General features: G+C 72.2%; 16 protein-coding genes. 10 read left to right on the top strand and 6 right to left on the bottom strand.

Annotated features, from left to right (window positions below; all coding sequences use genetic code 11):
* Window positions 1-88: 88 nt before the first annotated feature.
* Genes PU704_RS06070 through PU704_RS06060 form a run of 3 tightly spaced genes read right to left on the bottom strand, consistent with a single transcriptional unit; the run spans window position 89 to window position 3191 of the window.
* Complete coding sequence (locus tag PU704_RS06070; RefSeq protein WP_277550649.1) at window positions 89-733, bottom strand: LutC/YkgG family protein; 645 nt, start codon at window positions 731-733, stop codon at window positions 89-91.
* Entirely contained in the window at window positions 730-2322 is a 1593-nt protein-coding gene (locus PU704_RS06065; protein WP_277550648.1) for a LutB/LldF family L-lactate oxidation iron-sulfur protein, read from the bottom strand. The genes PU704_RS06070 and PU704_RS06065 overlap by 4 nt, the downstream gene beginning before the upstream one ends.
* Complete coding sequence (locus PU704_RS06060) at window positions 2319-3191, bottom strand: (Fe-S)-binding protein (protein WP_277550647.1); 873 nt, start codon at window positions 3189-3191, stop codon at window positions 2319-2321. The genes PU704_RS06065 and PU704_RS06060 overlap by 4 nt, the downstream gene beginning before the upstream one ends.
* A 262-nt stretch (window positions 3192-3453) precedes the next feature.
* On the opposite strand from PU704_RS06060, the gene PU704_RS06055 reads away from it, so the two are divergent.
* Together PU704_RS06055 and PU704_RS06050 are read left to right on the top strand one after the other, a co-directional pair.
* Complete coding sequence (locus tag PU704_RS06055) at window positions 3454-5106, top strand: L-lactate permease (RefSeq protein ID WP_380113004.1); 1653 nt, start codon at window positions 3454-3456, stop codon at window positions 5104-5106.
* Between the two features lie 110 nt (window positions 5107-5216).
* Window positions 5217-5927 (top strand): FadR/GntR family transcriptional regulator, encoded by a 711-nt coding sequence (locus PU704_RS06050; protein WP_277550792.1) that lies wholly within the window; start codon window positions 5217-5219, stop codon window positions 5925-5927.
* A 378-nt stretch (window positions 5928-6305) separates the two neighbouring features.
* Here the strand turns inward: PU704_RS06050 and PU704_RS06045 are convergent, their stop codons facing one another.
* A complete protein-coding gene (locus tag PU704_RS06045; RefSeq protein ID WP_277550644.1) occupies window positions 6306-6986 on the bottom strand; it encodes a response regulator transcription factor in 681 nt (226 codons plus the stop codon).
* A 220-nt stretch (window positions 6987-7206) separates the two neighbouring features.
* Here PU704_RS06045 and PU704_RS06040 point away from each other — a divergent pair, with 220 nt between their 5' ends.
* The 3 genes from PU704_RS06040 (at window position 7207) to PU704_RS06030 (ending at window position 8980) form a co-directional block, all read left to right on the top strand.
* Complete coding sequence (locus tag PU704_RS06040; protein WP_255396331.1) at window positions 7207-7335, top strand: hypothetical protein; 129 nt, start codon at window positions 7207-7209, stop codon at window positions 7333-7335.
* Window positions 7336-7428: 93 nt separating this feature from the next.
* Window positions 7429-8592: a sensor histidine kinase gene (locus PU704_RS06035; protein WP_277550643.1), complete on the top strand. Its 1164-nt coding sequence runs from the start codon at window positions 7429-7431 to the stop codon at window positions 8590-8592.
* 46 nt (window positions 8593-8638) lie between these two features.
* The gene (locus PU704_RS06030; RefSeq protein WP_277550642.1) at window positions 8639-8980 is read left to right on the top strand and encodes an MGMT family protein; all 342 of its coding nucleotides are present in this window, start codon (window positions 8639-8641) and stop codon (window positions 8978-8980) included.
* 51 nt (window positions 8981-9031) lie between these two features.
* Here PU704_RS06030 and PU704_RS06025 read toward each other — a convergent pair whose 3' ends face one another.
* Entirely contained in the window at window positions 9032-10012 is a 981-nt protein-coding gene (locus PU704_RS06025) for a phosphoribosylaminoimidazolesuccinocarboxamide synthase (protein WP_277550641.1), read from the bottom strand.
* Window positions 10009-11331, bottom strand: a complete 1323-nt coding sequence (gene purD, locus PU704_RS06020) for a phosphoribosylamine--glycine ligase (protein ID WP_277550640.1) — start codon at window positions 11329-11331, stop codon at window positions 10009-10011. The genes PU704_RS06025 and purD overlap by 4 nt, the downstream gene beginning before the upstream one ends.
* Window positions 11332-11500: 169 nt before the next feature.
* On the opposite strand from purD, the gene PU704_RS06015 reads away from it, so the two are divergent.
* The 5 genes from PU704_RS06015 (at window position 11501) to purF (ending at window position 15529) form a co-directional block, all read left to right on the top strand.
* Window positions 11501-11824, top strand: a complete 324-nt coding sequence (locus PU704_RS06015) for a hypothetical protein (protein WP_277550639.1) — start codon at window positions 11501-11503, stop codon at window positions 11822-11824.
* Window positions 11825-11891: 67 nt separating this feature from the next.
* Window positions 11892-12923: an asparaginase gene (locus PU704_RS06010; RefSeq protein ID WP_047801955.1), complete on the top strand. Its 1032-nt coding sequence runs from the start codon at window positions 11892-11894 to the stop codon at window positions 12921-12923.
* A 4-nt stretch (window positions 12924-12927) separates the two neighbouring features.
* The gene (locus PU704_RS06005) at window positions 12928-13293 is read left to right on the top strand and encodes a sterol carrier family protein (protein WP_075872871.1); all 366 of its coding nucleotides are present in this window, start codon (window positions 12928-12930) and stop codon (window positions 13291-13293) included.
* Window positions 13294-13303: 10 nt separating this feature from the next.
* Window positions 13304-13744 (top strand): hypothetical protein, encoded by a 441-nt coding sequence (locus PU704_RS06000; protein WP_277550638.1) that lies wholly within the window; start codon window positions 13304-13306, stop codon window positions 13742-13744.
* Between the two features lie 15 nt (window positions 13745-13759).
* Complete coding sequence (purF, locus tag PU704_RS05995) at window positions 13760-15529, top strand: amidophosphoribosyltransferase (protein WP_277550636.1); 1770 nt, start codon at window positions 13760-13762, stop codon at window positions 15527-15529.

Genomic DNA, 15529 nt, shown 5'->3' with positions numbered 1-15529 from the left:
GCCAGCTTAGGCATTTCTCCATCGCAAATCATGGAACTGGCCCGAGAACGACACACCGAGCGGGAGGACCGGTCGAGCCCTGTTCCGGTCAGCCGAGCAGCACCACGTCCAGCCGCCGGGGCCCGTGCACACCCTCGACCCGCTCGAGCTCGATGTCCGAGGTCGCCGACGGCCCGGAGATCATCGTGACCGGGGCGGTCGGCTCGACCCGGGCGAGCGCCTCCGGGACCAGCTCGACCACCGTGTCCAGGGCCACCACGCAGATGTGGTGGTCCGGGACCAGGCTGATCGCCCGCCGGCCCTCGTCGGCGCGGCCGGTGAGGAAGATCGTGCCGGTCTCGGCGCAGGAGACCGTGGAGGCGGTGATCACGGCGTCCACCGCGTTGAGCTCGCGCACCCCCAGGGCCGAGGCGGCCCGGGCGTCGTTGGGGTCCACGATCGCCCGCCGCATGCCGGTCTCCTCCGGCAGCCACGACCGGTCCAGGCCCTCGGGCACCACGTAGCGGGAGGACGCGCCCAGCAGCGCGGCGATCCGGTCCGGCAGGGACCCGGCCGTCTCCCGGTGCACGGCGGCCTTGTAGTCGACGAGCCGGTCCTCGAGCATGTCGACGACCTCCGCGCGCGCCCGGCCGGAGGCCCGCCGGTAGGTGCGCTCGACTCCCGGGACCGCCGGGGCGTCGCCCAGCGCGCCGCGGATGCGGGCCAGGATCTCGGTCTTCGCGTCGGTGCTCATGCGGTCCCCTCCTCGTCGGCGGCGGCGCCCGGGATTCCGTCCTGCCGCAGCCGCTGCTCGGTCTCGTCGCCGTGCTTGGCCCACCAGTTGCGGAAGGACTCCTTCGGCGGGGCGGGAATGTCCCGCTGCTCGGTCCAGCCGCTCACCACGCCGGGCAGCCAGGAGATGGCCCGGTCCCGCCCGGCCACGGCCCGCCCCAGCGGCAGGCCCTTCTCGGCCAGCGCCATCCGCGTGCCGGAGGACATCACGAAGGACGCCCCCTTCATCATCAGGTCCATCTGGGACGGGACCTGCGGCCCGCGCCGGGACGGCGCCCCGGCATCGGCGGCGCCGTCGTCGGGCCGTTCGCCGTGGCGGGTGCGCACATCCTCGTCGCGCAGGTGCACGAGGATCTCGGGGATGTTGATCTTCACCGGGCAGACGTCGTAGCAGGCCCCGCACAGCGAGGACGCGTAGGGCAGCGAGGCGTTCTCCGCGGAGGTGATGCCCGTGAGCTGCGGGGAGAGGATCGCGCCGATGGGCCCCGGGTAGGTGGAGCCGTAGGCGTGGCCGCCGGTCTGCTCGTAGACGGGGCAGACGTTCAGGCACGCCGAGCAACGGATGCAGTGCAGCGCCGAGCGTCCCTGGGGGTCGGAGAGCACCGCGGAGCGGCCGTTGTCGAGCAGCACCACGTGCACGTCCTGCGGCCCGTCCCCGGGCGTGACGCCGGTCCACAGGGAGGTGTAGGGGTTCATCCGCTCGCCGGTGGAGGAGCGCGGGAGCAGCTGCAGGAAGACCTCGAAGTCCTGGAAGGTGGGCACGATCTTCTCGATGCCCATCACGGTGATCAGGGTCTCGGGCAGGGTCAGGCACATCCGCCCGTTGCCCTCGGACTCCACCACGGTCAGCGTCCCGGTCTCGGCCACGCCGAAGTTCGCCCCGGAGATCGCCACCGAGGTGGTGAGGAACTTCTCCCGCAGGTGGGACCGGGCCGCCTCGGCCAGATCCCGCGGCTCGGCGGTGAGGCTCTCGTCGGTCTCGGGCATCTCGGCCAGGAAGATGTCGCGGATCTCGTGCCGGTTCTTGTGGATGGCCGGGACAAGGATGTGGGAGGGCTTGTCATGGCCCAGCTGGACGATCAGCTCGGCGAGATCGGTCTCCGTGGCCTCGATCCCGGCCGCGGAGAGATGCTGGTCGAGGCCGATCTCCTGCGTGGCCATGGATTTGATCTTGATGACGTCGGTGGAGCCGGTGGCCTGCACGAGCTCGGTGACGATCCGGTTGGCCTCCTCCGCGTCCCGCGCCCAGTGCACGGTGCCGCCGCGGGCGGTGACGTTGGCCTCGAACTCCTCGAGCAGCTCCGGCAGGTGCGCCATGACGCGCTCCTTGATCGCGGAGCCGGCGGCCCGCAGCTCCTGCCAGTCCGGCAGCTCACCGGCCACCCGGGCACGCTTGCCGCGGATGGTGTGGGTGGCGTGCCGGATGTTGGCGCGCATCTGCGCGTTGCCCAGCTCGTGCTTGGCGGCGGCGGGGAACGCCGTCTCGGCGTGCAGGTTCCCCTGCCCGTGCACGGGACGGACGGCGGGCATTCCCAGGGCGGTGCGGCTCACTGGGCACCTCCTCGGGCGGTGGACGTGGCGGAGTTGACGGACGGGCGCGACGACGGCGCCGCGCGGCGCGCCTTCGGGGACGGGATGGACAGCTCCACCGGCCCGGAGACCTCCAGGGGGTTGCCCCGGGTGGAGGCGAGGATCTCGGCGAAGTGCACCGTGGTCACGCCGGTGTCCCGGCGGGCCATGGCCCCGCCCAGGTGCAGCAGGCAGGAGGCATCGCCCCCGGTGCACAGCTGCGCGCCGGTGGCGACGATGTTGTCGATCTTCTCCTCGGCCATCGCCGCGGAGACCTCGGGGACCTTGAAGGAGAAGGTGCCGCCGAACCCGCAGCACTCCTCGGCGTCGGGCAGGTCCACGAGTTCCAGGTCGGCGACCGAGGCGATCAGGTCCCGCTGCCGGTCGCCCAGGCGCAGCAGGCGCATCCCGTGGCAGGACGGGTGGTAGGTCACCGTGTGCGGGAACCAGGAGCCCAGCTGGGCGGCCGCGTCGGTCACCCCCAGCACATCGGTGAGCAGCTGGGAGAGCTCGTAGGTGTTCGCGGCGACGGCCTCGGCCTGCCGGGCCAGCTCCTCGTCGCCGCCGGCGCGGGCGACCATGGGCTGCTGGTGCCCCAGGGAGGCCACGCAGGAGCCCGAGGGGGCCACGGCCACGTCGTAGTCGGCGGCGGAGAAGGCGTGGACGTGGTTGCGGACCACCGGCAGGGCGTCGTCCATGTAGCCGCTGTTGACGTGCATCTGCGAGCAGCAGCCCTGCCCGGCCGGGAACACCACCTCGTGGCCGAGCCGCTCGAGCACCCGCACGGTGGCCAGCGCGACCCTCGGGTACATCGCGTCCACGATGCACGTGGCGAACAGGGCGATTCTCATGCGGCCTCCGGACGGTGCGGGGAACGGGGGCGACGACGCGCCGCCGCCTGTGGTCTGACCATGCTAGACCGGTGAGGGCGGTCACACAATCGAGCTCGCCCGGCCCGGAGTCGAGCCCGTGTCCGGCTTGGGCGTGTGACCTGGGACATGTACTGTTCGTGCTCGTGCCCCTGTGGTCCGACCATAGGCGGTCCTGCCCACGGGTGCCCCCGGCCCCGCCCACCCTTCGTCCCCCGGAGATCGCGTGACCACCTTCACCTCGATGACCGATGCCGTCGGCGGGAGCGTTGCGCTCTCCGCCCTCGTCGGCACCGTCCCGCTGCTCACCTTCTTCGTCATGCTCCTGGGCGTGAAGGCGCGAGCCCACGTCTCGGGGGCCACGGCCCTGCTGGCGGCGATCGTCGTCGCCGTCCTGGCCTTCGGGATGCCCCTGGGACTGGCCCTGCTCTCGGCGACGCAGGGGGCGGTCTACGGCCTGTTCCCGATCGTGTGGATCGTGGTCATGGCGCTGTGGTTCTACCAGGTGACGGTGCTCAGCGGGCGCTTCGAGGACCTGCGGACGATCTTCGACACCATCGGCGGCGGGGACCTGCGCATCCAGGCGGTGCTCATCGCCTTCTGCTTCGGCGGCCTGCTGGAGGCCCTCGCCGGCTTCGGCGCCCCCGTGGCCATCACGGCCACGATGATCCTGGCGCTGGGACTCAAACCGCTGAAGACGGCCACCGTGGTACTGATCGCCAACACCGCCCCCGTGGCCTTCGGCGCGATCGCCATCCCGATCACCACGGCCGGTGTGCTCACCGGACTGGACCCCGCCCGGATCGGCGCGGTCGTCGGCCATCAGGCGCCGTTCTTCGCGGTGCTCGTCCCCTTCATCCTGCTGTTCATCATCGACGGAGTCCGCGGGCTCCGGGAGGCCTGGCTCGCCGCCCTCGTGATCGGTGTCTCCTTCGCCGTCGCCCAGTGGTGGACCGCCACGTACTTCTCCTACGAGCTCACCGACGTGGTCGCGTCCCTCGTGGGCCTGGCCGCGGCCGTGCTCCTCCTGCGCGTCTGGCGGCCGAAGGGCGCCGACGGCGTCCGGGCCCGCCTCGGCGTGGACAAGCCCCCGGCGCCCGAGGGCCTGACCCCGGCCCGCGTGTGGATGGCCGTGCTGCCCTACGTCCTGGTGGTGGCCGTGTTCGGGGTCGCCAAGCTGTGGACCCTCGGCGCGGACGTGCCGGCCGCACTGGCCGGCACCGACGTGTCGATCCCCTGGCCCGGCCTGGACGGGCGCCTGCTCGACGCCGAGGGCGAGCCGCTCAGCAGCACGGTCTACAAGCTGCAGTGGCTCTCCAGCCCCGGCACGCTGCTGCTGCTCACCGGTCTGCTCGTGGCCGTCGTCTACTCGGTGTTCACCGCCGGCGGCCGCTTCCGGCTGTCGGTCGGCGACGCGGTGGCCGAGATCGGCCGCTCGTTCTGGAAGATGCGCTTCTCCGCCCTGACCATCATGAGCGTGCTCTCACTGGCCTACGTGATGAACACCTCCGGGCAGACCATCTCCATCGGCACCTGGGTGGCCGGCATCGGCGCGGCCTTCGCCTTCTTCTCCCCCGTGCTCGGCTGGCTCGGCACCGCCGTCACCGGCTCGGACACCTCCGCCAACGCACTGTTCTCCAACCTGCAGAAGACCGCCGCCGAGGGCACGGGGCTGGACCCGCACCTGATGACCGCCGCGAACACCTCCGGCGGCGTGGTGGGCAAGATGATCTCCCCGCAGTCCCTCGCCATCGCCGCGACCGCCGTGGGCATGGAGGGCAAGGAGTCCGCGATCTTCCGCTCCGTCATCTGGTGGTCGCTGGGCCTGCTACTCCTGCTGTGCACCCTGGTGTTCCTGCAGTCCAACGTGCTGGCCTGGATGGTCCCCACCTCCTGAGCGCCCACGAGGCCCCGCCGGATCCCGGATCCGGCGGGGCCTCGCCCGTTCCCTAGACTGGGGCGCATCCCGTCCAACGTCAGGAGCAGCCCGTGCCCACGGCCTCGCGCATGTACACCGTCGTCCTCGACTGGCTCGAGGAACGCCTGCGCTCCGGGGAGATCTCGGTGGGCGACAAGCTGCCCGGGGAGCGCCAGCTCGCCGAGGAGTTCGGCATCTCGCGCGCCTCGGTGCGGGAGGCGATCCGCATCCTCGACGCCATGGGCCTCGTGCGGTCCTCGACCGGCTCCGGCCCGGCCGCCGGCGCGGTGGTCATCTCGGAGCCCTCGGCCGCCCTGGGCTGGGCCCTGCGCCTGCACGTGGCCACCCGGTCACTGCCGGTGCGGGACCTGGTGCAGACCCGGCTGCTGCTCGAGACGCAGTCGGCGCTGGATGCGGCCGCCGCCCCGGAGACCCAGGAGCGGGCGGCGGCGCTCGAGCACGCGGCCGAGCTGGTGGCGGCCATGGACGACCCGCATCTGCCCGACGAGCGGTTCCACGCCCACGACGCCGCGTACCACGTCCTGCTCTCCTCGCTGGCGGGCAACGTGGTGGTGGAGACCGTCATGTCCTCGCTGCGCCAGGCCACGATCGGCTACGTCCAGGAGACGGTGGCGGGACTCGAGGACTGGCCGCAGGTGCGCCGCACGCTCCAGCGGCAGCACCACGAGATCCTGCAGGCCTTCCAGGAGCGGCGGGGTCAGGACGCCGCCGCCGCGCTGCGGGAGCACATCACCTGGTTCTTCGGCCACAGCCGCGCCGGCGAGCGCGGACGGGACTGACCACCTCCCCGGACGGGGGCACGAGAACGGCCCCACCGGAACCGGTGGGGCCGTTGCGCTCATCAGCGATGTTGCACGGTAGGGGGCCATCGGCCGCTGGGGATGCAAGGTGATCCAAGCCTTGCGCGGCCGCATCCCGGTCCAGGGGGGACTATCCCGGGGCGGCCCCCTACCGTGAGCAGGTCGGTGGACCGTCCGGTCGGGTGCAGGGCCTCATGGGGGGACGGGCCGGGCACCGTGGGGACGTCTCTCGCTCGTCCACCGACTTCTTTTCTCTGCTCGCACTGACGATTCTGCCGTGTTTGCACATGCAGATGAATGCACTTTCGTCTACATTGCGGCTGGACTTACGGCCCGACCTGAGCTCCGAGCAGCGGCTCAGAGGTCGCGCAGCTGGGGATCCACGAGACCGCTCTGGTACGCCTTGATGAGCGCCTGCACACGGTCGCGCACGCCGAACTTCTCGCACACCCGGCCGAGGTAGGCTTTCACGCTGCCCTCGGAGACGTGCATCTGCTCGGCGATCTCCCGGTTGCTGAGCCCCTGGGCCAGCAGGGTCACGGTCTCCATCTCCCGGTCCGTGAGCAGGGAGCGCAGGGTGTCGTCCGCCGAGCGCGCCTGCTGCTGGTCCGGGACGGAGATCACGTTGTCCGCCAGGGCCCGGGCGATGGCCGGGGAAAGTGCGATCTCGTTGTCGAGGACCTGGTGCACCGCCGTGATGATCTCGTCCGGGCGGGCGTCCTTGACCAGATAGCCGGCGGCGCCCGCACGCAGGGCCGGCACCACGAATTCCAAGGTGGAGAACGTGGTGAGGGCCAGCACCTTGGAGCGGGGGCTGCGGTAGGTGATCTCCCGGGTGGCCTCGATGCCGTCCATCACGGGCATCTTCATGTCCATGAGCACCACGTCCGGATCGGACACCAGACAGCGGTCGACGGCCTCACGCCCGTTGGACGCCGTCCCGATGACGTCGAACCCCGGTTCGGCGGAGAAGAAGGACTTCAGGGCCTCCAGCATCAGCGGCTGGTCGTCCACGACGAGAACTCTGGTATCAGTCACCTGCACAGTCTATTTTTCCCTGTCCCCCAAAGTGCAAAGCGTCATCTTCGACTTAAGTCACAAACACTCTGGACAAAGGTAGATGGACCGCTCCTGTTAACGTTGGCAAAGTTGTTGTTACCAGAGCAGCACACCCCCCTCGCAGCCGGGACATCTCTCCCCCCATCCCGGCCGCATCCCCCCCGATCCGGTGCTGCTCTCGTGATCCAAGGAGCCCCCCATGAAGAAGAAGATCACCAGCGCCCTCGCCGCTACCCTCGTCGCCACGACCCTCGTCGTCGCCCCCGTGGCCCCCGCCAACGCCGCACCGCGCTACGTGGTGTGCAGCTGGTTCCCCGCCATCTGCTGATGCGGTATCACTGTCCTTGTGGCTAATGTAACTGCATCCTTAGAACGAGCACCGCGCACAGCCCGGAAGAGCGATTTCTTCCACGCCGAGCCCATGGCTTGGTGGCTGTCGGCGGTGCTCGTTCTATATGCGTTCGTGTCCCTTCTGGACGACATGGGACACCTGGTCACCGGCTTCACGGGCTCGGTCCCGAGCGAGATTCTGCGGGCATTGGACGGCGTTCTGGCCTACGCCGTCATCGGTCTCGCCGCCTGGCGCGCCACGTGGGCCAGCGTCGTGTCGGTCGGTTGCTTGATCACATCCGTCCTGATCGACAATTTCGGTGCAGTCTTCATGGCGGCAGCCGTGGTGACGGCAGCCGTAGTCGCCAACGCGACGTACCGCTTCATCGCCGCCCATCTACTGGTCTATTTCGTCTGGATATGCATGGCTGCGTTCTTGCGCGAAGGCGGCGTCAGCGGCGAAGTCTTCTGGACCCTTTTCATCCCCGTTCTCGCAGCCGCCCTCATCGGCGCCGGCATCCGCCACTTCCGCTTGCAGCGTCAACGCAGTGAGCAACAGGTGCGGGACCTCGAGATCCTCAACGAACGGCTCCGGGAGGACGAGCGGCAGGCCCTGGCCCGGGACCTGCACGACGTGGTGGCCCACGAGCTCACGCTCATCACGATGCAGACCATGAGCCGGCGCCGCTCCGAGGACGTCGGGGAGCTGCACCAGGTCCTGGAGACCGTGGAGGGCGCGGCACGCTCGGCCCTGCACGAGCTGCGGGTGCTGCTGCGGCTGCTGCGGGACGAGAACGACGGCGACCACCCGCGCGATGTGACGGGCGCGGGCCTGGCCATCGGCAGCCTGGACCAGGTGGTCGCCTCCCTGGCGGCGAGCCTACGGGACCTGCGCTTCGACCCCCAGGTGCAGCTCTCCGGGGACCTCGAGGCCACGCCCACGACCGTGCGCGGCACGGCGGCCCGCATCCTGCAGGAGGCCATCACCAACATCATCAAGTACGCCCCGCGGGGGTCTTTCTGCGTGATCTCCGTGGCGGCCGACGACCACGAGCTGAAGCTGCGGGTCACCAACCCGCTCCCCCGCTCGTCCCCGCACACGACAGACCGGCCCTCCGAGCTGTCCTCGGGGCTGGGCCTGCGCGGGATCGCCGAGCGCGTCTCACTGCTCGGCGGTCACGCCGAGAGCGGCCCCGAAGGCGGGCAGTGGGTGCTCGACGTCTGCCTGCCCGTGGACGGCCGGGAGGCCCTGTGACGGACGGTGTCGCGGTGATCCACGGTGCCCCTGTGCCGGAGGCCCGGTGACCGGGTCCGCCCCCGCCCCGCACCGGCTGGCGCAGCGGGTGGCCGAGGTCGTCGCCGCCATTCCCCCGGGGCGGGTGCTGTCCTACAAGGACGTGGCGGAGCTGGCCGAGTGCCGCTCCCCGCGCGTGATCGGCACGCTCATGGCGCGCAACCCCACCGGAGCGCAGCTGCCGTGGTGGCGGGTGGTGACCGTGCAGGGCACCCTGGCGGACCACCTCCAGACCGAGGCCCGTGAACGGTACCGGGAGGAGGGCACACCCCTGCTCGAGGACGACCGGCATCTCGTGCGCGTGGACATGGCCCGCGCGCTGTGGACCCCGGAGACCCCGGGCGCCTGAGCCCTGGGTGGCTGAGCCCTGGGTGGCTGAGCCCTGGGCGGTTGAGCCGGCTCAGTACTCCGGCGGCCCGGCCACCTCGAAGAAGCCGCCCTCCGGGTCGAAGGACCGGCCGGTGAGCCGCTCGAACGCCTCGACGTAGCGCGCCCGGGTCTTCTCCACGACGTCGTCCGGCAGCTGCGGCACCGGGCCCGCCCCCGTCCACCCGGACTCGTCCGAGCGCAGCCAGTCCCGCACGTACTGCTTGTCGAAGGACGGCTGCGCCTGCCCCGGCGCGTAGGTCTCCGCGTCCCAGAAGCGGGAGGAGTCGGGGGTGAGCACCTCGTCGCCCAGGGTGATGGCGCCGCGGTAGGAGTCCAGGCCGAACTCGACCTTGGTGTCCGCCACGATGATCCCGCGCTCCCGGGCGATCTTCTCGGCGGCGCCGTAGATGGTCAGGGTGAGCTCGCGCAGCCGGTCGGCCACGGCACGGCCCACCACGTCGGCCATCTCCTGGAACGTGACGGGCAGGTCGTGCTCGCCCACCTCCGCCTTACCGGTCGGGGTGAAGATCGGCTCGGTCAGCCGGGAGCCGTCCACGAGACCCTCGGGCAGCCGGATCCCGCAGACCTCCCCGGTCTCCCGGTAGTCCTTGAGCCCCGAGCCGGTCAGGTAGCCGCGGGCGATGCACTCGACCGGGAACATCGAGAGGTTCTTGCAGACCACCGCGCGCCCCCGCACGGGCTCGGGGACATCGGTGGTGAGCACGTGGTTGGGCACCCCCTCGAGCTGCTCGAACCACCACAGGGACAGCTGCGTGAGGATCTTGCCCTTGTCCGGGATCAGTGTGGGGACGACCTCGTCGAACGCGCTGATCCGGTCGGTGGCCACCACCAGGACGGAGCCGGCCCGGTACTCGGCGTTGTCGTGGATGGCCACCCCCGTGGCCCGCAGCCGCGACTCCTCGGGGACGTACAGCTCCCGGACCTTGCCCGAGTAGAGGTGGGTCCACCCGGGGATCTGCGGTGGGGTGGTGACGGTGCTCTGCTCGCTCATGCCTGCTCCTGCCGGGGACGGGGGTCGGGAACGCCGGGGACCGTGATCAGCCCCCGGGCGGCCTTCAGGGCGATGTCGGTGCGGTGCTGGGAGCCCTCCAGCTCGACCAGCCCCACCCCGCGGTAGGCGCGCTCGCGGGCGGCCTCCAGGTCCGCGCCGAGGGCGACGACGGCGAGCACGCGCCCGCCGGCGGAGACGATCCGCCCGGCGTGCGGGCCCTCGGCGGCCACCGCGGTGCCGGCGTGGACCACGTGGACGCCCTCCAGCGCCTCGGCCTGCTCCAGGCCGCCGATCGGGTCGCCCGTGCGGGGGGTGTCCGGGTAGTCCTGCGCGGCGACGACGACCGCGACGGCCGGCTCCGGGCGCCAGCGCAGCCGCTCGGCCTCGTCGAGCCGGCCGGCCGCGGCGTCGAGCAGCAGCCGGCCGAGCGGGGTGGTGAGCCGGGCCAGCACGGCCTGGGTCTCCGGATCGCCGAAGCGGGCGTTGAACTCGATCACGCGCAGCCCGCGGCTGGTCATGGCCAGCCCGCAGTACAGCACGCCCACGAAGGGCGTGCCACGGCGGCGCATCTCGTCGACCGTGGGGCGCGCCACCCGCTCCACGACCTCGTCCACGAAGCCCTCCGGCAGCCACGGCAGCGGCGTGTAGGCGCCCATCCCGCCGGTGTTGGGGCCCTCGTCGTCGTCGCGGATCCGCTTGAAGTCCTGGGCCGGGCTGAGCGGGATCACCCGGGAGCCGTCGGTGAGCACGAACAGGGAGACCTCGGGCCCGTCGAGGAACTCCTCGACCACCACGGACCCTCCCGCCGCGAAGCAGGCGGCGGCGTGCTCGAGGGCCGCCGCGCGGTCGGAGGTGACGACCACGCCCTTGCCGGCGGCGAGCCCGTCGTCCTTGACGACGTAGGGGGCGCCGAAGGTGTCGAGGGCGTCGGCGGCCTCCTCCTCGGTGGTGGCCACCCGGGCCATCGCGGTGGGCACGCCGGCCGCGGCCATGACCTCCTTGGCGAAGGCTTTCGAGCCCTCGAGGCGCGCCGCGGCCTGCGAGGGGCCGAAGACGGGGAAGCCCGCCGCGCGCAGGGCGTCGGCCACACCGGCGACCAGGGGCGCCTCGGGGCCGACCACCACGAGGTCGGCGGAGAGCTCGCGGGCGAGGGCCGTGGCCGCCGCGGGGTCGTTCGCGTCCACGGCGTGGACCGGGACGAGCTGCGCGATGCCGGCGTTGCCCGGTGCGCAGTGCACCTGCGCGACCTCGGGATCTGCCAGCAGTGCGCGGATGATTGCGTGTTCGCGGCCTCCGGGGCCCAGTACCAGAACCTTCACGCCCTCAGGCTAGTGGTCGGCAGCGGCTTCTGACACATCGTCGCCGTCGACGCAAGCCAACCCTCCAGTATAGATAAGTGGCCTGATGTTCGTGTCACGGTTTCCGCATGTCGACGACTTCCTCGGACATCTTCCCTGGTGAGCCAGGTCACAGTTCTACCGTGGAGGCATGAGCACGCAGAGACGACTCACAGCAGCATCCGCCGCCGCGGCCCTCGGTCTCTTCCTGGCCGGCTGCGACAACACCGAGCCGGAGGCACCGGGCGAGTCCGTGCCCGAGAACTCGATGGCGGAGTCCGAGATGGGCGCCGACCCCACCGCCGAGGAGACCGGGGCGGGCACCGAGCCCACGGCCGGGCAGACCGGCATGGGCGACGACGCCACCACCGACACGGGCGCCGAGGGCACCTCGCCCGAGGGCGGCGCGGGCGGCGACGCCGGCGGCGCGGGCACCGGGGCGGACACCGACGCCGAGGCCGGCACCGACAACTGAGCCCGGCGCGCCGGGGCCCTCCCGGGGGCGGCCCGGGCGCGCCCGTCCCGGCTGACATACTGGGCGGATGCAGACCTTCACCTCGGACCGTGCCGTGGACCTCGCGGTGATCGAGCGCAGCGGCTTCGTCGAGTCCCGCCACCGCGGCTCCGCCGCGGTCCTGGACCCGGACGGGAACGTGGCCGTGGAGCTGGGCGACATCGGCACTCCGATCTTCCCCCGCTCCACGCTCAAGCCGTTCCAGACGATCGCCTCGATGAAGGCCGGGGTCCCGCTGCGCGGCGCCCAGGTGGCCATCGCCTCGGCCTCCCACATCGGCTCCTTCGAGCAGCTGGGCGCCGTCAGCTCCATCCTCGAGGCCTCCGGGCTGACCGAGGAGGCGCTGCAGTGCCCGCCGGACTGGCCCGAGGACGAGGAGGTCCGTGCCGAGCTCCTGCGGGCCGGGCGGGGGAAGAGCCGGATCTGCATGAACTGCTCCGGCAAGCACGCCGCGTTCCTGTGGGCGTGCACGGAGAACGACTGGCCCACGGACAGCTACCTGGACCCGGAGCACCCGCTGCAGCGGACCGTGCTCGAGACCGTCGAGGAGTTCTCCGGCGAGCCGGTCGCCCACGTCGGCGTGGACGGTTGCGGCGCGCCCCTGGCGGCGATCTCGCTCACCGGCCTCGCCCGCGCCTACTCGACCCTCGGCCGCGCCGCGGGCAACCTCGACGCCGACGCCCGGGCCGCCACGGTGGCCCAGTGCATGCTCGACTACCCCGAGTTCGTGCACGGGCCCGGTCGGTACAACACCGTGGTCATGGAGGAGCTCGACGTCGTGGCCAAGCTGGGAGCCGAGGGCGTGCTGGCGATCGGCACCCGGGCCGGCTGGTCGGTGGCCCTCAAGGTGCTCGACGGCAGCTCCCGCGCCAACGCGCTCATCGGGCTGAGCCTGCTGGCCCACGCCGGGGCCGTGCCCGTCCCGGCCGCCGCCGCGGTGATCGGCCGGGTGGTGCGCCCGATCATGGGCGCCGCCCGCCCGGTGGGCCGGATCCGGGCGGCCGACCCGCTCCTGGAGCTCCTGGGCCCGGACCTGGCCCGGGCGCTCGGGCAGGAGTAGCGCCGTGGCCCGCCGGCGCATCGAGCCCGCGGACGGGGTCCTCGCCCTGGACGCCTGGCGCGCGGACCCGACCGCCGCCGCCCGGCCCACCGTGGCCACGGCCGTGCGCTACAGCCTCGAGGAGCTGGCCGAGCGCCGCCCCGGCAACAGCGTGGAGGTGCGCGTGCCGCCCTTCGGCGTGACCCAGTGCGTGGCCGGACCCCGGCACACCCGCGGCACCCCGCCCAACGTCGTCGAGACCGACGCCGGGACCTGGCTGGGCCTGGTCACGGGCTCCCTGACCTGGTCCGAGGCCGTGGCCGCGGGAACGGTTGTGGCCTCGGGCACACGGACCGATCTGGCGGACGCCCTCCCCCTCTTTCCCCGGTAGCCTTGAGGGCATGACCTCCGCACCGTCTCCCTCGTCGCGCCCGCCCGCGCGGAAGTGGCCGCGCCGGCGCCGCCGGCAGACGGCCGTGCCGCTCGCCGCGGCCGGCAACCAGCAGATGACGCTGCGCCGCGCACCCAACATCTGGGCGTTCGTGGTGCTCGGCGGTGTCGCCGGCATCGTCGTGGGCGTGCTCGTCGGCCTGGCCGGAGGGGCGAGCGCCCAGTTCACCCAGGGCGCCGTGGTCATGTTCATGGTCTCGGTCTTCGCCGTGGTCGGCCTGGCCGCCGGCGCGGTCGTGGCCCTCGTGCTGGACCGCCTCTCGGTGGCCCGCGCGCGGGCCGTGACGACCGAGGTCGTGGGCGAGGACGACCCCGCGGCCCCGCAGCAGGCGGCCCCGGAAGCTGCGGACCCGGAGGCCGAGGACCCGCGGCCCACCGACCCCCGAGCGTGAGAGAAGCTGATCGACGTGGTTCACCCTGACGGACAACTCAGCCACGACCTGCTCCCCGGAGAGAAGGGCCCCCAGGACGCGTGCGGCGTGTTCGGCGTGTGGGCCCCCGGCGAGGAGGTCGCGAAGCTGGCCTACTACGGCCTCTACGCCCTGCAGCACCGCGGCCAGGAGTCGGCCGGCATCGCCGCCAGCGACGGGCAGCGCATCGCCGTCTACAAGGACATGGGCCTGGTCTCCCAGGTCTTCGACGAGACCACCCTCAACACCCTCACCGGGCACCTGGCCGTGGGCCACTGCCGGTACTCCACCACGGGCGGCTCCCACTGGGCCAACGCGCAGCCCACCCTGGGTGCGACCCCGCACGGGACCGTGGCGCTGGCGCACAACGGCAACCTCACCAACTCGGCAGAGCTCTACGACAAGCTCATCGACAAGTCCGGCTTCCCCTCGCGCGGCGAGATGGCGCAGGGCAACACCACGGACACCGCTCTGGTGACCGCGCTGCTGGCCGAGCACCCGCACGGCTCCCTCGAGGACGCCGCGATGCAGCTGCTCCCCCAGCTCGTGGGCTCCTTCTGCCTGGCGTTCATGGACGAGCACACCCTCTACGCGGCCCGCGACCCGCAGGGCATCCGCCCGCTGGTCCTCGGCCGGCTGGACCGGGGCTGGGTGGTCGCCTCGGAGACCGCCGCCCTGGACATCGTGGGCGCCTCGCTGGTCCGGGAGATCGAGCCCGGCGAGTTCGTGGCCGTCGACGAGCACGGCCTGCGCTCGCAGCGCTTCGCCGAGACCCGCCGCGCGGCGTGCGTGTTCGAGTACGTGTACCTGGCCCGCCCGGACACCACCATCAACGGCCGCTCCGTGTACGAGTCCCGCGTGGAGATGGGCCGCCGGCTGGCCCGGGAGCACCGGGTCGAGGCCGATCTGGTCATGCCGACCCCCGAGTCCGGGACCCCCGCCGCCATCGGCTACGCCGAGGAGTCCGGGATCCCGTTCGGCAACGGCCTGGTCAAGAACGCCTACGTGGGCCGGACCTTCATCCAGCCCTCGGACACCATCCGGCAGCTGGGGATCCGGCTCAAGCTCAACCCGCTGAAGTCGGTGGTCGCGGGCAAGCGCCTGGTCGTCATCGACGACTCGATCGTGCGCGGCAACACCCAGCGCGCGCTCATCCGGATGCTGCGCGAGGCCGGGGCCGCGGAGATCCACGTGCGGATCTCCTCCCCGCCCATCAAGTGGCCGTGCTTCTACGGCATCGACTTCGCCTCGCGCGCGGAGCTGATCGCCAACGGACTGGGGGTCGAGGAGATCCGGGCGTCCCTGGGCGCGGACTCCCTCGGCTACATCTCCGAGGACGGCATGGTCTCGGCCACCCGGCAGGACCGTGCCGAGCTGTGCACGGCCTGCTTCTCCGGGACGTACCCGACCCGCCTGCCGGACGCGGACAAGCTGGGCAAGAACGTCTTCGAGGCCCGCACACCGGTGGACTCCTCGCCCCGGCGGGAGCCGGGCGGGCCGTCCGTGGCCCGGCGGCCCGAGCACGCCTCCGCCGTCTCCATCGACACCCGGCCCTCCTCCGACGACGGCCTGTCCCGGCGGACGGCCGGGCGCACGCGCATCTCCGATCAGGACCCGGGGGTGCAGGACGGGTCCACGGGCTGCGACCCGGGGCCGGACTCCGACCTCGAGGACCTGCTGCTGCCCGAGGACCGGGTGCCGGCCGGGCCCGGGACCCCCTCTGCCGCCCAGCCCGCCACCCAGCCCGAGACCGCGAAGGACGCCTGA

The sequence above is a fragment of the Kocuria oceani genome, from assembly GCF_029524215.1.
Taxonomy (GTDB): domain Bacteria; phylum Actinomycetota; class Actinomycetes; order Actinomycetales; family Micrococcaceae; genus Kocuria; species Kocuria oceani.
Note: the sequence above shows the minus strand (reverse complement) of the source record. Positions and strands in the feature narration are given on the sequence as shown.

Bases quoted from the DNA above. Each gene is read 5' to 3' on its own strand.
- PU704_RS06070 (WP_277550649.1), bottom strand. From the start codon at position 733: ATGAGCACCGACGCGAAGACCGAGATCCTGGCCCGCATCCGCGGCGCG.
- PU704_RS06060 (WP_277550647.1), bottom strand. From the start codon at position 3,191: ATGAGAATCGCCCTGTTCGCCACGTGCATCGTGGACGCGATGTACCCG.
- PU704_RS06055 (WP_380113004.1), top strand. From the start codon at position 3,454: ATGACCGATGCCGTCGGCGGGAGCGTTGCGCTCTCCGCCCTCGTCGGC.
- PU704_RS06050 (WP_277550792.1), top strand. From the start codon at position 5,217: ATGTACACCGTCGTCCTCGACTGGCTCGAGGAACGCCTGCGCTCCGGG.
- PU704_RS06040 (WP_255396331.1), top strand. From the start codon at position 7,207: ATGAAGAAGAAGATCACCAGCGCCCTCGCCGCTACCCTCGTCGCCACG.
- PU704_RS06035 (WP_277550643.1), top strand. From the start codon at position 7,429: ATGGCTTGGTGGCTGTCGGCGGTGCTCGTTCTATATGCGTTCGTGTCC.
- PU704_RS06025 (WP_277550641.1), bottom strand. From the start codon at position 10,012: ATGAGCGAGCAGAGCACCGTCACCACCCCACCGCAGATCCCCGGGTGG.
- PU704_RS06015 (WP_277550639.1), top strand. From the start codon at position 11,501: ATGAGCACGCAGAGACGACTCACAGCAGCATCCGCCGCCGCGGCCCTC.
- PU704_RS06010 (WP_047801955.1), top strand. From the start codon at position 11,892: ATGCAGACCTTCACCTCGGACCGTGCCGTGGACCTCGCGGTGATCGAG.
- PU704_RS06000 (WP_277550638.1), top strand. From the start codon at position 13,304: ATGACCTCCGCACCGTCTCCCTCGTCGCGCCCGCCCGCGCGGAAGTGG.